This is a genomic window from Olivibacter sp. 47 (assembly GCF_030372825.1).
Taxonomy (GTDB): Bacteria; Bacteroidota; Bacteroidia; order Sphingobacteriales; family Sphingobacteriaceae; genus Olivibacter; species Olivibacter oleidegradans.
Window position 1 is genome coordinate 317074 of sequence record NZ_JAUCNR010000001.1, and the last position, 15156, is coordinate 332229.

Here is a 15156-nt window from a genome sequence, read left to right on the forward strand (position 1 = left end):
AGGGCATGCCATTGCGCAAGAGGGTGGCTCCGATTCACGGATGGGCATCTGACCACGAGTTGCAACGGAATAGACAAGCCGAAGCACCTTGCCCCAATGGGCGCAGCAAGTGGGATGTATAAAATAAATGTTCTTTTAATAGAAACACCTTTATATATAAAAACGAAACCGATCAATAGGAGTTCACCGAAGGTAATCCCTGAGGTACAGTATTAAAATGCAGGTTTTTTAATGATTTTTAGTATATTCGTAGAACTTTTTTGAGGTCCATTCACTTGCCTTTAACGGATATCCAATACAGCAAACACCTTCTTAATACCAAGTAGCTACCATCTTCTCCATGCAAACATTATTTGAGAAGACTATCTCCGCATTGAGTCCAGGTTTTTGCTATAAAAACCTGGACTCACCCTGGACTCAATGTGGACTCACCCTGGACTCACCTCGAAGAAAGTACCTCGTTTGTCTTATCTTGGTGTAGTATGATTATGGAGAAGCTTGTAATCAAGGTTGTTAGTTGCGACACCCCAAAGAAAATTGATTTAGGCTAAGACAAGATAGCATTTTTTAATAAGTTTTCTATTTATCAACCAATTTAAAATGGCGGTCGGGAAACAAAGAGCTAATTTTTCTCATTAACATCTTCGGTAATAAACGGAGATGCCGGCAAACCGTCTTTATTATAAAAGTTTACATCAGGCACATTTGCCCAACCATAACGGGCCTGCTTTGGCTTTTTTACCCGATCGCTACTTAACACGATCGTAGTATCTTCGATAGAAGCCATCGCAGGGTAATACACGCCGTCGGCTCCGGCAAGTTCAAATCCCTTTAATTTCTCTTCTTGAGGAAGGCTTACCAGTCCTTTTCCAATATGCTTAAATGTTAAGTATAGTTTATCAGCTTTTATTTTGTACGCACTATACATAGGTCCCTGATACTCCTCCTTGCCATGGTAAGCGAGGGCATGGGCGGCAAGTGCCAAACGTTCACCTACGGGCTTTTTATTGGTCGGATGTATATCCATCGCATCTCCACAATCGGTAGTTACAATCAATGCCGTATTAGGTACATGTGCTACTACCATACGTTGCGCATCTCTTAATTCGGGCTTCATATCTTTATGTGGTGCAATCTGAACAATTAAAAAGGGAAAATCACCTTGATTAAAATCGGTGCGCCAATTTTTTATCATATTCGTGAGCACCATTTCATATTGCTCTGCCCGATTATTATTAGATTCTCCCTGATACCAAGCGACACCCTTAATGGCAAAGGGAAGCAGCGGATGGATCATGCCATTATATAAGCCCGAAACACACTGCCCCTTTGGATGATAGCCTACATTCATGGTTTCAACATAATTTTTAACCAACTCATTTAGTTCGGGATTACGCTCCAAAGCTGCCCTACTTGTCCAATCTTCAGCAGGTGTTCCGCCAAAGGCAGAAAATAAAATTCCTATGGGTACTTCAAGCTGCATATATAAATCCGCTGCGAAGAAATAGCCAACAGCGGAAAAGTCTACTACCGTATTTGGACTGCATACCTTCCATTTTCCGTCAACATCATCTTGTGGTGTTTCTGCATACTTCAGCGGCACATAAAATTGACGGATTAAGGGATAATTAGCCCGATCCCGCTCTGCTTCCCAACCAAGTATAGGCTTTTGCGGTGGACGTGGACCAAGCTGACGCTCCATATTAGATTGCCCACTGCAAAGCCACACCTCACCAATTAATACATCATGAATACGTATAGTATCTTCGGCAAAAACTTCCATGGTTAAGGGTTCCTTGGAAACAGCCATAGGTTTAAGCTTCACCAACCATTTGCCATTGGAAACTTTAGACGTCAACTGCTGTCCATTAAATCGCACGGTTACCTGTCCTTCGGTAGTTGACGAGCCCCAGACAGGGACTGTTACGCCCTGTTGAAGTACCATGTGATCGCTAAAAAGGCTGTTGACCGAAATCTCCGCAAAAGTAAGTGAACAAAAAAAGCAACCGGACAGCAATAGGAACGTCCGTTGTAACATGCGTTTAATAAGAAGGTGTTTTAACATTTTTCAGATTGTATAAAAGGTAACAATCTAAGATAGTAATTTATTGAAAATAATTCATCAAAAATCATATTGCGCATTACTTCAATCGGCTTGGAAAAAGCAGTTACGATTGTCTTTTGCGTAGCTGTGAAGACTCCCGGATGCGAAATTCATTCTTAAGCACAATATGAACAGGTTTATCTTGCTTTGGCATTTTTGCATTCGTTAGCCTATCCAGTACTAAATTAATGGCTTGCTGGGCCATCTCATTAATTGGTTGAGAGATTGCGGTAACGGAGGGAGTAAAAAGTCTAAACATGTTATGATCATCGAATACCACAACGCCCAAATCGCTTGGTATTTTGATTTTCAGATTCCGAATTGCTTCCAATCCATTCTCTGCAATGTAATTAGTAGCAAAAAAACGGCATCAACATAGCTGTGTGTCAATAAAAACTCCTCAATTTCGCGAATACTATGTTGTTTATCATCGTGGTACTTTATACGTTTAATAGTATAAGGTGCACCAATCTCTGACATGGCTTGTAAATAACCCCTTTCACGTTCCAACATTTGTACTTGATCGGATGAAAGGGTGATAAAAGCTACACATTGAAAATTATGCGCAACAAGGTGCTTCATGGCCGTATACGCGCTATCAAAATTATCAACCAACACGCTATCCGTAGCGACACCCGGTAAGGTACGATCAAATAGAACGACAGGAAACCCTTCTCGTAAAAGTTCTTCTATTTCATTTTCTATAGCTGGAGGAGGTGCAATTATATAGCCATCCACTCCGCTGTTCCTATAAACCTCCAACATTTCTTTCGCTTTGTTGGTATCATTTTCTGTGCTACTGTAGACAATTTTGTAACCCATTTCGTACGCGCGCTCTTCCACTTGACGTGCAATCGCGGAAAAAAACGGATCTGATATATCTTCCACTAACATGCCGATTATTCTTGTTTTACCATTTCGTAATCCCTGGGCATACTGATTAGGAATGTAGCCTACTTTCCTTATATAATCGAGCACGCGCTTTTCCAGAGACGGACTGATCTGAATCTCCCGAGCCTTTCCATTGAGCACGATGGAAACCGTAGTTTTAGACACCCCAAGTGCTTTAGCGATATCGCTGATGGTAATCCTTTTCTTTGACATGATCAAACAGTTGTGGTTCTTCAAGAAGTTAATACCCGTTGAGAAGATCGAAACTACTTTTTCATAATTCAACCTTTTGGTAGTCTGTTTTATTTTTTGTGATTTTCTTCCCATTTGCCTCAATTATTGAGACACCCTTATCACTGGCAAAAAAGTACTGTCCCTGCTTATAGACCAATACTACATTGGCTTTTTCGCTGCATCTTATAGTAATTCCTTTAGCGCTTATTAAAGTCCCCCCTCCTAAAAATAAGCTAAAATCTTTGTTTTCCTCGCTAATAACCGCGTAAATACCCTGGACTGTCATGTTATTGTAGTGTACCTTTTCATCTTTTGCAGATGAAAAAATATGATCCAGTCTGCCTGATTTACTTGTCACTATCAAACCTACAAAATCGTCAGACACATCGCCTACTTCGAATGTACTAATCGAATCAATAGATTTACCTTCTTTTTCCGTTGTTGGTTCAAAGATGGAGACAAAAGGATGATTCCATGCTTCTCCATGCTGCCTTGCCGCTATTGTTAAAAATGGAGCCGTCTTTAAGTCGTAGGAAAATCCCTCATTTGAACGGAAGGATTTCACCGGTGGTGCCTTAATGGTAAACACTTCCCTCCCGTCGTATCCCTTCATCCACAGGTTCATATAGACATGATTACTATCAGGTTGGTTCATCTTCCAAACTGCCCGATAGTCTTTATTTGTCTTTGCTGCACGCTTATCCCACATATAGTCGAGCGCGAAAAGGTGTCCGCCGGCAAAAGCCATTTCCTCGCTAGGTTTTAAATCCAAAGCTCGCCCTTTCGTGTCTTGCACAGAAAGGTGCTCACCCAGATTATGATAGAAATAGTCGTGAAATCTATCTTTACCATTCCGTCTTTTCGAACGAAAAATATCGACATAATAACCCGTAGTTTCGCCTGTATTTACAATGCTCAATAACCTACTTTGGTCACTATGGCTCTCCGGTTCTAGAAAATAAACATTCGAGTAAGTAATACCGGGATAATATCCATCCTTTCTTCCAGTTGCAGGATAACATCCTAGCAGATCAAAGGGATGATTGCTTAACATTTCGGGATATTTGGATATCCCATCGACCATTACGGTATTATGTGCAGGAAACTGGGAATAATATTCTAAATAAGGTTTTTCAAAATAAGTCGACCCTATTCCCGATTCCGGCCCCAGCACATATCCTTTTCCATAGAGTTCCATTGCAACACCATTAGAATGCGCATGATTGCCATAAGACGCAAATTGCGATATCATCAGGCCGTGCGCTTTACTATGGTATTTTGATCGTTGTACAAACCAACTCACATTGGGCGCGTAAAAAGTGGCGGTTACAAAGTCTTTTAATCGAGCTGCGGGAATGTGTTTATCCAAAACAAGTGGTTTACCGGTAAAGAAAGATTGGATTTGTGGCAACAACTTAGTTTCTGTTGAGCCTTGTACCCGATTACCAATAAACCGTTTATACATCCCTGTGAAAAGCTCTTCGTCTTCCCGATTTTTATATTTTTGGCTTATTTTAACCATATCCACTATGGGCGAAGCAGAAAGACCGGCATAATACGAATCACCAAAGGCTGTCGTTAGTTCATTGGGAAAGAGATATTGTGGAAGAACCGTTACCGCTTTTTTCATTACCGGCATATAGGGCAATAAATTCTGATGATAAGTATGGTCGTAATGCATAATAAACTCCATGAAAAGACCTGTTACACTCTGTGCATAACCAGGACTTTCATTCCAGATACCGGTTTCTTTATCGTACCCATAATTCATCAGCTTGCTTAAGGCCCATTGCCGCGCAGACGTCTTGTTTAAGATACGATCGATGTAATACATTCTCCCCCTTTTATCGGTGTAGGCCACGTCATCATTTAACACCATAATCACCGGCAGTATGAGACTCGCTTGATGTAAATTCCAGTTGTTATGGGGCACACCATGCTTGATGATCACATCAATCCATTTTTTAAACGCTTGCTCATAAACGAGAAGTTTATCCGGATAATTCGTTTGTATATATCCATAGAGAAAATCGTAGAAAACGGCTAACTCCGGAAGAATTTTCTCTTGGATAACCTCAAAAGTGCTCATGCCAACTAAAGTTTGCGCATGGCCATTTCCCTCGTCGATAGGTTCTTTCATATAATACATCCCAGTCATATAGGTATCAAAAACCCCAAAAGCCAACTTCGCATATTGCTCCTCTCCCAGCAACCAATAAAGAAAGGCGGCATCCCTCCCCAGCCCGATAATTTCGCTGTTCACGCTTTCAATATTCGCGCCTGACACCGCCGCTTGGTCAACCCATTCCAAAGGGTCACCCTCTTTGATTGTATTTTGAAAGAATACGCCCTTGGTATCGTCCATGTAAGGTATAATATCTTCCAATTTGGGGCGTTTGATCGATGAACCAATCCCCCTTGTGCTTCCAAAGCGAACCGTAGGAACCGGAGCTTTCCCTTCTGCCCGTGCATAAATACCTCCATTGATATACACCTGATCAGCATGGCTCTTCCAATACATCATCAATCGAGAAAACAACCAATCCGGTTCTTCCTGTGTTCTCTTTATGTAAGGATCCAGTCGATCCCTAATTCCCTGCATCACCTCTTTCGCCCAGTTTTCCTTTTTGATTCTCTTTTGCAACATGGATTTGTTCTTCGGCGTTGTCAGCAATCGAGGATGTTCCTGCGGCAGATTTGTGGGTAACGGGATCTGTTGACTATATAATTGGCCGCTTATTACCACGATCGCCAAGCTTAAAAACATTTTTAACTTCATAGTATTAAGTAATCTGCATTCAAAATAGATTCCTATTCCGTAAAATCAAATCAACGACTATTTTCCTAACTGTTGACCTTTCCAATATATATTTATAAACTGTACTCAACCGTGGGAACTGATCGCATCTGTTCACTCACTGCTACCATATTGCCAATTAGTAACGGTGCAAAAATAAATGCGCGATATAAACTACCGACTTTATCCATCTTTAAGGTATAAAAGTCACATTTTCTACATGTTCACCAATGTAAACCCGTGCCATATCGCCTGTTTTATACCATTTCGGTTTATCAGACATATCATCAGTGATCAGCCTGCCGTTTATACGTAGATTTTGGAAAACCACATTCTTTACTTTCCGCTCACTATCATAACCCGAAATCATGGATAGCTCGCCCCCACTTCCATTGTAACTGACGTCCTTAAAAACTATATTTTCAATACCCCGCCCAGGGGCTTTGCAATATTTTTCGTTAAAAAATATGCGTAAATTCACCAATTGACCCTGCCTAAAATCCTCTATACGGATATTCTCGAAATGTACGTTACGGATCAGGTTGTTGTCGCCCGCATTAATAGCTAAACAACCTTGATAGTCCAACTGCGCTTCCTTATGATCTAGAATATCGATGTTTTTATAAAAAACATCTTCGATCGTATCCGGCTTTTCGGCATTTCCATGTATCCCGATAAAAACTGGATGCGCCACATCGGCCCAAAGGGTAGAATTTTCCATGCGAATATTTTTGCATCCCCCTTCAAATCCCTTCCGTGTTGCGTATACCGTTGTACAATCGTCGGAATTACGACAAAATACCCCATCAAATAATACATTATTGCTAGCAAAAACATTCATACCATCCCCCCAACCATAATAGCTTACACTTTTCACATTACGAATGATCACGTTATCCGAGCCTCCGGTAGCGCATTGTGTCGCAAATATTCCTTCTACTAGAATATGTTTAGCACTCGAAATGTGGACGCCCATCTTCACCGTATGCTCTACCATTCCACGTCCAATTACGTTTACGTTTTCTACGTTCTGTATTTTCAACTGGCCTCTTAAAATAGCACCGCCATCAATATAGACTGTCTTATTGGAAGGCACCGAAAAACCTTTCTCGCCCAGCTCATGAATACCCGCATCGAAGAAAATAACGTTAGGATCCTTGCGATCTGGCTTATTCTCAACCATTGGATTAGCAAATAAGAGTAGGTTATGAAAAATATCCCCATTTACTTCTACCGATAAGTTGCGCGGTCTGCCTAACTTAAATGTAAGGGTGTTATCTTTCACGGTAGGTTCAATTCCATACGACAGGGGTCTCACCCGCGCTTTGTTTACCTTACCTTTATTGAAGGTAATAGAAACCTCCACTTCCCCTTTAAAATCAAAATAAGCCATTGAAGAGCTTTCTATGTGATGCTTCGCATTGCGTACCTCATCTACTTTAATCAAATGGCTAGGTATCGGTTGCCATTTTTTCTCACCAATCAATCGAACAGCAACGGTATAATCATCGTTTAGTAGGGCCCCCTTAGGGGCCTTGTAAACTACTAACTGATTGGGTAACTTCTCCGCCTTCGCGAAGAATGCCAAGAAGACCGGAAATAACAGTAATAAAGCCCAACGGTTGTTATTCAATTCCATACCCCTATCTTTAAAATACCTTTTAGGTAGTGCTTTATATTTCTTTTCATTTTCCTTATTCGCGGGTGTAAAGCGTATAGCGGCTCCACCGCTTGCTTTTAATTGTAATCGAAGGGTCTCCGAGCTTTTTACCAAGAAGCGATTCACGGCAACCTTTGTTTTAGTTTGTACCTGCCCATCGTCTGTATAGATATGCATTACATATTGTTTTCCTTTTTCCAAAAAATCCAGTGTAAAAGCAATCGCTCTTGCATCGGTATTGGTGATAGTGCCCACAAACCAATCCGATCCACTACGTCGAGCTGTCACAATATATTCGCCTATTTTACCATCGAGCACTCTTGTATCATCCCAAACTGTTTTAACCCGATCGAAAAACTCAATTTCCGGTTCACCTTGATAATTTGCAGGTTTATCGTACCAATACAAAAACTGCAAGGGGCTATAATAAACTACCGATAAAGCGAGTTGATGTGCATGAGTTGTTTTAATTCGATTATTATAATAGCAAATGGTATAATCTCCTGCTCCCGCCAGAAATCTGGTGAAGGGTAGGATGGTATTGTGCGTTGCATCCGGCATCTCTTCATTGCCTCGTATTCCCTCCTGCGTCATGAGGTTGGGGTAAGTCCTACTAACCCCCGTCGGCCTGTACTCATCATGGATATCCACCAATAACTGATGTTCTGCAGCCTTCTTAACCGCTTTATGCAACCAGTCGGACCACCTATTCGAGCCTACCTGAACGAAACCGAATTTCACCCCCTTAATTCCCCATTTTTGAAAAAGTGGAAAAAGTTCATCCAGTTGATTTGCCAAAGCTCGTTGATTAACGTAAACGATAATTCCGATATTCTTTGTTGCTGCATAATTGATCAATTCTTGCATCTTCAAGTTACGGTTCTCGGCTACTCGGCGGGCATCCGAAGCTACCTTCATTTCCGGTCCGTACCAACCCGCATCTAGATGAACATACTGCATATTATGCGCTGCAGCAAAATCTACACATGCCTTTGCCTCTACCGTAGTCAAACCTGAACGAATGACCTTCCCCGGTTTAATCCAGGAAGTATTTTTAATTTGGTTCGGTTCATTCAAGTTCAATAACAAATCATTATGTTCAATCAGGTCACCTGCTCTTTCAGCGGCCATAATAACCCGCCAAGAAGTAGCGAATGGGCTAATGGCATCAACCTTATCATAGATAGATGCTTGCAAGGTATTTTCCTCGTCAAGCTTCAGCTTAAACTTAGTTCGTGCATAATCAATCATTTGTGCTTCCAGCAAAGACACATATAAACCATTTTTCAACTCGAGCGTCAGCGGGCGCTCACCTTCATCCTCCCAATTTTTCAAGGGCTGTAACGTATAAGGTCCCTGCGCCCATCGCTCATAGTAGGCTTTGGTTCCCGAAGCGAAGGAAAAGGAAGTTTGTTCACCTACAATATGAAGGAAAAGACCGTTGGTACTCTCGGGAAAGAAATATTTAAAAGCCACACCCTCGTTATAAGCGCGGACAATGAGATGCATCTCATAGCTTCTTCGCTTATCATAACTGGTACCATGCCGGCCTTCCGTAAGTATGCTTCCCTCATCAAACTTGGTAAATTTCAATATCAGCTCCTGATAGCGATTTTCTATGTAGCTCCGCTCTCCATACAGCGGTTTCCAATCAGCTTCTATCGTATTCCGAAGCTCTTCTTTAAATTCAAGGTTCTCGCACCAATACGTACTTGGATCATTTTCGATACCCAAGGCGGATTCGAACAGTTGATTCTCAAGTTGAATGCCCAGTTCAGACTCTGTGACTACTTCCTTACCTTTATAATTCAATCGGTAGTATAATTGTCGTTTATTGGATGCGATTTCCTTCTGTGTAATCTGCATCTCATAAGCGCCGTTCGGAGAAGTTAATTTCCAACTTTTATCCTCTCGGGCAAAAACGCTTTTTGCAGGCAGCAACCATAAAAACCAAAGAAAAAATACGAATGTCCTAACCATGGTATTGATTATATTTGCGTGTCTTTATTTTTTCGATCTGCGTAACCGCCAACCCATAGATATCCACTCCTACCTGTATTTTATTACCTACAGGTCAGCAATTCACTATAATTGTATAAAAAGACGCTTGTTAAATTTTCATGTGCGAGTGATTTTTGTGATCACCATAATTAAACAGCGGATGATCAGGAGAAATTAAATCCCCAGCTCCTTTTGGATTTGCTCCAGACTTTTCCCCTTCGTTTCAGGCATAACACGCCAAATGAATAAAAAGGATAAGAACATCATGACGCTGTAGAAAACGAAGGAATAAAAACCTCCCATAGCGCTACCTTCCACAATAATGGGAAATATCCAAGAAATAATAGCGGCCATGATCCAATGCGTAAAACTTCCTAGAGAACCTCCCTGTGAACGCACGGAATTAGGAAAAATTTCAGAGATAAACACCCATATGACAGCTCCCTGCGAAAAGGCAAAAAAGGCAATAAACCCGATTAAATAAATAATAACATGTTTATCTGTTACAGCCGGGTTACTAAAAGAGACGGCGGTTAATGCCAAAAAAAACACCATCCCTACGGCCCCTGTCAGCAGTAAACGTTTTCTTCCAAAACGATCGATTAGGGTCATTGCCAAGGCGGTGAAGAGAAAATTGGCCAGTCCAATGTATACCGATTGCTGAAAAGCGTCCGCTTTGTTAAAACCCGCCATTTCAAAAATTCGCGGAGCATAATATAAAATCGCATTAATGCCCGACAGCTGGTTAAACATAGCCAACAGAATAGCATAAAAAATAGGTTTATTGTACTTGCCATTAAACAATTTTTCGCGTGTGCCTCCTGCAGCTAAACGGTGTTCTTCGCGGATAAGTTGAGCGGCGCCTTGTTCGCCCAGACGAATAAAGATCCGCTCAGCTTCTTGGTCTTTACCGTTTAGCACCAACCATCTTGGGCTTTCCGGTATAAATTGCAATAAAATAAAGAATAGCACAGCAGGAGCAGCCATCACGCCCAACATGTAACGCCAAGCATTTTCTTCACCTGTACCTGATAGCAGGTAGTTTGTTAAATAAGCAACTAATATTCCACCAACAATATTGAGCTGAAACATGCCGGCTAAACGGCCCCTAATCCGAGCGGGCGAGATTTCAGCAATATACATGGGACCTACTACAGAAGATGCGCCAACCGCAATTCCACCCAAAAAACGAAATAGAACAAATAAAATCCATTGTTGCGCCAACGCACACCCGACGGCTGAAAGCAAGTAAAATAATGCAATACCTATGAGCACCTTCTTCCTTCCATATTTCTGAGCAGGAGAACCAATGATCAGCGAACCTAGAACTGTCCCGATTAAGCTAGCTGCAACCGTAAATCCGAGCCAAAAGGCATCAAGTTTCCAAAATTCTTGGATCGTCTTTTCTGCCCCCGAGATGACAGCAGTTTCGAAGCCGAAAAGAAAACCACCCAAGGCGGCTATCAATGCAATACGTGTAGGATAAGTCATATTTCTTTATACAATTATTTTAGGTTCATGCGTTCCTTGCACAGCGTTGAATAAAAAGGCGGCGCCAATCATGGCCGATTGTTCCCCTTGCAGAGCTAATTTAACAGCGGGTGTGATGCCCTTCGCCGCCAGCATAGCCGAAAATTTAGGAAGGAACAAGCGATTTGCCTTCGAGATATTCCCTCCGAAAACTAAGGTATCTATCCTTAAATCCACAATATGCCCCGCAAGGAAGTTAGTTAAGCGACTAGCATATTCGTCAAATAGTACGTCTACCGTTTTATCCTTTCCACTCAACTCACTCAATGCTTCTACATTTGTAACCTTATTTCCACTCAACTCCTCGTAGCGGTTTACAAACCATCTTGTCGTGAAAAAGTCATCGGCGATGCTGGTTTGATAAGATTCGCTTCCTAGGTTTAAATCGATTGTTTTTCCTGCGTAACTAAAAGCTGTACCCATCCCGGTGCCCAACGTAAGGCCTAAAACACGATTATTCATCTCTACTAAACCGGTAGCTACTTCACCATGCAGAAAAGCTTCCGCATCGTTTCTAAACAAAACGTGCTTATGAGATAAGTTTAATGTATTTGCTAATTCTTCTTTTATGTTGATACCATATAAACTTTCATATTTATCTAAGCCTCGGATATAAGAAATGCCATTTTCATAGTCAAATGGGCCTGGCATCGCTAAAGCTAGCTTATCAGGGCGTTCATTGAAGGAGGCAAAAGCCATCTCCAGCACATTGCACCAAGTGTTCAAAATATCCTCACGGGTTCCCCTACTATTCACGCGTGCACGTAACATTCTTTCCGAAACAGCTTGCGAGGAAGAAATATCTATGGGCGCAACCGTGATGTGTGAACCACCAATATCAGCAGCGATGACAATGCTTTCAATAGATGAATAGGGCTTATTTCGCATCTTTTACAATTATTTTTTAAGTTCTATGTTTTTAAGTCTCAATAAAGCCTCCAAATAATAGTAATCCGCATAATTAATAGAAGCATCTACTTCACTATTGTTTGGCTTGTGGCCTGTAGCATGTTTTAGAAAAGCCGTATTCGCATTACCACTTTGATAGTTCGTTGAGAGCGATATGAGCATTTGCACTGCTTTTTTATAAAAGTAATCGGCCCGCTTGCTATTTTTAACAAAACCTGACAATTCAATCAAAGCGGATGCGGTTACAGCAGCGGCCGAAGCGTCTTTGGGTGCATTTGGAATAGTGGGATCGTCAAAATCCCAGTACGGTACCTGATCCGCCGGTAATCGATCCAAATACACCTGCGCTACTTTTTGGGCGAAATCCAGAAATTCCGACTTTCCGGTTTCACGGTAACACATTGTATAACCGTAAATAGCCCATGCTTGACCACGTGCCCACATCGAGCCGTCAGCATAGCCTTGGTGAGTAAGTCCTTTAATTCGCCTACCTGTATTCCGGTCGTAAATAACGGCGTGGTAGGCAGTATAATCAGAACGAAAATGGTTCTTCATGGTTTTTTCAGCATGGCTTACCGCAATATCGTAAAACTTTTTGTTTCCACCATTTTTTGATGCCCAAAAAAGAAGCTCCAAATTGATCATGTTATCAATAATGGTATTATGCTGTGGCCACTCCATTCGCGGCACCAACCTCGGCCACGACAAAATAGTTCCTACATTCGGGTTGAAAAGTGTTGCCAGTGTATCCGCAGCGGCTAATATGATCTTCTTATAGCCGGCATCCTTCGTGAGACGATAACCATTTCCAAAACTATTGAATACCTGAAATCCCAAATCATGATCCAGTGCCGGTTCCTGCGATAAAGCGCTAAGTTCACGGGAGAAACGATCAGCAGCCAGTCGTAAAGAGTCATCACCACTAGCCTGGTAGCTGTACCAAAGTATACCCGGCCAAAAACCGCTGGTCCAATCTTTATAATTCACCATTTTCCATTTGCCTGTAGCATCTGTGATATTTCGTGGAATATTCGGTGTATCGAGCGGTAAAACGGCCAGGGTCTTTTTTACCTGTGCAACACAATAATCAATATCCCGTTGCGGATCGTACAGGACTTCCTTCTGATGGCAAGTCGCTAAACCCAAACTACCTAAAACAAAGCAACAGTATATCAATCGCATCTTCATATATTTTAAAAGTATTGCCCCTTCCTTGTTTGTAACGGAAGGGAGCACGATTCATCAACAAAAAAACCAACTCTTTATAAGCTATTTAAACGACTAGACCTACCATCCCGGATTCTGCTTTAAATTAGGATTCAACTGTATTTCCTGATTGGGAATGGGTAACAAATAATTCCGATCGTTCCATTGGCGTGCCGTTTCCAATGTGAACACGCCATTCTGAATCCTATTACCAATAGCTGGGTATTTAGTCTCCCATTCCGTTCCAGACCATGTAATTCCCTGTAATGGTTGAGGCATTTCTATCTCGGCGGTTTTCCAGCGTTTCAAATCGTCTACCCGAAAGCCTTCCATAAACAATTCGACCGTACGCTCCCGCCTAATTTCCGTCCGCATATCTAACCCATAATTCCCTACAAATCCATTACTCAATTTAGGCATACTCTTATTGACTCGTTGTCTAACCAGGTTTAAACTCTTATTTAGGTCGGCGTCGGATATAGCTTCGTTTCTTTCATAAACTGCCTCTGCATAATTTAATAGGACCTCTGCGTAACGAATTACCGGATAGTCGTATCCTTCGGCATTATCATCCACCCTTCGCTCCGCCGCCCATTTCTGATTAGCATAGCCTGTTCCCATCGCCCCATTATGACGTCCTCTTGAATTAGCCTGATCCACGGCGTCGCTTAACCAATTGACCCTACTTGATGGGGCCTCGTTATCCCAATAATAGTTACCATCAATCATCATCGTATAGCGCATACGATTATCCCTATTTGTGTATTCAGAACGGGCTGTGCTGTAACCGGCAAAACCGGCGCCTGCTTGATTGATCGGTAATCCATTTGCCATTAGAAACATATCAGCAAACTTCTTGGTAATCTGCATGCCTAAATAGCTATGCGTCACATTATATCGGATCTGTCGAAGTTCCGAATCATAACGATTAGAAAGTATGTACTCCTGATTAGCTGATTTATTCAGATTAGCCGGATTAGCCTGCTGGTTCTCCAATATAAACAAATATTTTTGAGCAGAATCTCCAAGCGCCTGGGGAGCAAACAACTGATATTGTCCACTCTCTATGACTGCGTTAGCATTTTGAATGGCCTTATCCAATAAGGCGTTGTACCTAACCGGGTCACCGTTCCTAAATTTTTGCCAAGTTCCCTCATATAGAGCCACCCGACCTAAAAAGGCTTGCGCAGCGCCTTTACTCACTCGCCCCTTTCCATTAACTCCAATTTCTTTTTCAAACGGAAGCAAGAGAATAGCTTCATCCAGATCATGAATGATAAAATCAACAACCTCTTCACGACTGTTCTGTGTTCCCTGCAACGCCGGCGAATCGACCGCCAGCGGTTTATCAAACAATTGGACTTGACCATACATCTGCAACAGATCAAAATACACATAAGCCCTAAAAAACTTAGCTTCCGCAATATAAACAGCAATTTCATCCGTATTTGCATAAGTTGAAGCTTTATCCAAAAAATAATTAATGGCTCTGATACGTTTAAAGGCATCCGAGTAATTATTATCGCTCGTTGTGTTGGTATTCGTACCATTACTATAGGGGTTCCTGTCATTTGCCGCGATTAAGTCCCCCCTAATTTCTGCATGTGGTGCATCAACCGTGCCGATTTGATTAAACGTACGTAAATAGGTGTAAAACTCATTGGCGGCCAGTTCGAACTGATCGGCCGTTTTCCAATAATCCACATCTGAAATTTCATTCGTTGGTTTCAGATCGAGCATTTTATTACATCCCGTCAAGGCCAGTCCGGCAGCAAGCCAAGAAAAGCAGATGATATTTTTATAAAAGGTTCTCATAATATTGTG

At 41.8% G+C, this 15156-nt stretch carries 9 protein-coding genes; all 9 read right to left on the reverse strand.

Features of this window, described 5'->3' with window-relative positions; genetic code table 11:
• Window positions 1–622: 622 nt before the first annotated feature.
• The 9 genes from QT327_RS01320 to QT327_RS01360 all read right to left on the reverse strand — a co-directional run bounded on the left by QT327_RS01320 (window position 623) and on the right by QT327_RS01360 (window position 15147).
• Complete coding sequence (locus QT327_RS01320) at window positions 623–2065, reverse strand: sialate O-acetylesterase (protein ID WP_289551723.1); 1443 nt, start codon at window positions 2063–2065, stop codon at window positions 623–625.
• Window positions 2066–2168: 103 nt separating this feature from the next.
• On the reverse strand, window positions 2169–2435 hold the full coding sequence (locus QT327_RS01325; protein ID WP_289551724.1) for a substrate-binding domain-containing protein: 267 nt from the start codon (window positions 2433–2435) through the stop codon (window positions 2169–2171).
• Window positions 2414–3208 (reverse strand): LacI family DNA-binding transcriptional regulator, encoded by a 795-nt coding sequence (locus tag QT327_RS01330; protein ID WP_289551725.1) that lies wholly within the window; start codon window positions 3206–3208, stop codon window positions 2414–2416. The genes QT327_RS01325 and QT327_RS01330 overlap by 22 nt, the downstream gene beginning before the upstream one ends.
• 61 nt (window positions 3209–3269) lie before the next feature.
• On the reverse strand, window positions 3270–6008 hold the full coding sequence (locus QT327_RS01335; RefSeq protein ID WP_289551726.1) for an endo-acting ulvan lysase-like protein: 2739 nt from the start codon (window positions 6006–6008) through the stop codon (window positions 3270–3272).
• A 211-nt stretch (window positions 6009–6219) separates the two neighbouring features.
• Window positions 6220–9666: a glycoside hydrolase family 97 protein gene (locus tag QT327_RS01340; RefSeq protein ID WP_289551727.1), complete on the reverse strand. Its 3447-nt coding sequence runs from the start codon at window positions 9664–9666 to the stop codon at window positions 6220–6222.
• Window positions 9667–9861: 195 nt separating this feature from the next.
• Window positions 9862–11178: a sugar porter family MFS transporter gene (locus tag QT327_RS01345; protein WP_289551728.1), complete on the reverse strand. Its 1317-nt coding sequence runs from the start codon at window positions 11176–11178 to the stop codon at window positions 9862–9864.
• Between the two features lie 6 nt (window positions 11179–11184).
• Window positions 11185–12105: an ROK family protein gene (locus QT327_RS01350; RefSeq protein ID WP_289551729.1), complete on the reverse strand. Its 921-nt coding sequence runs from the start codon at window positions 12103–12105 to the stop codon at window positions 11185–11187.
• 9 nt (window positions 12106–12114) lie between these two features.
• On the reverse strand, window positions 12115–13308 hold the full coding sequence (locus QT327_RS01355; protein WP_289551730.1) for a glycoside hydrolase family 88 protein: 1194 nt from the start codon (window positions 13306–13308) through the stop codon (window positions 12115–12117).
• A gap of 105 nt (window positions 13309–13413) precedes the next feature.
• Complete coding sequence (locus tag QT327_RS01360; RefSeq protein ID WP_289551731.1) at window positions 13414–15147, reverse strand: RagB/SusD family nutrient uptake outer membrane protein; 1734 nt, start codon at window positions 15145–15147, stop codon at window positions 13414–13416.
• Between the last annotated feature and the right edge of the window lie 9 nt (window positions 15148–15156).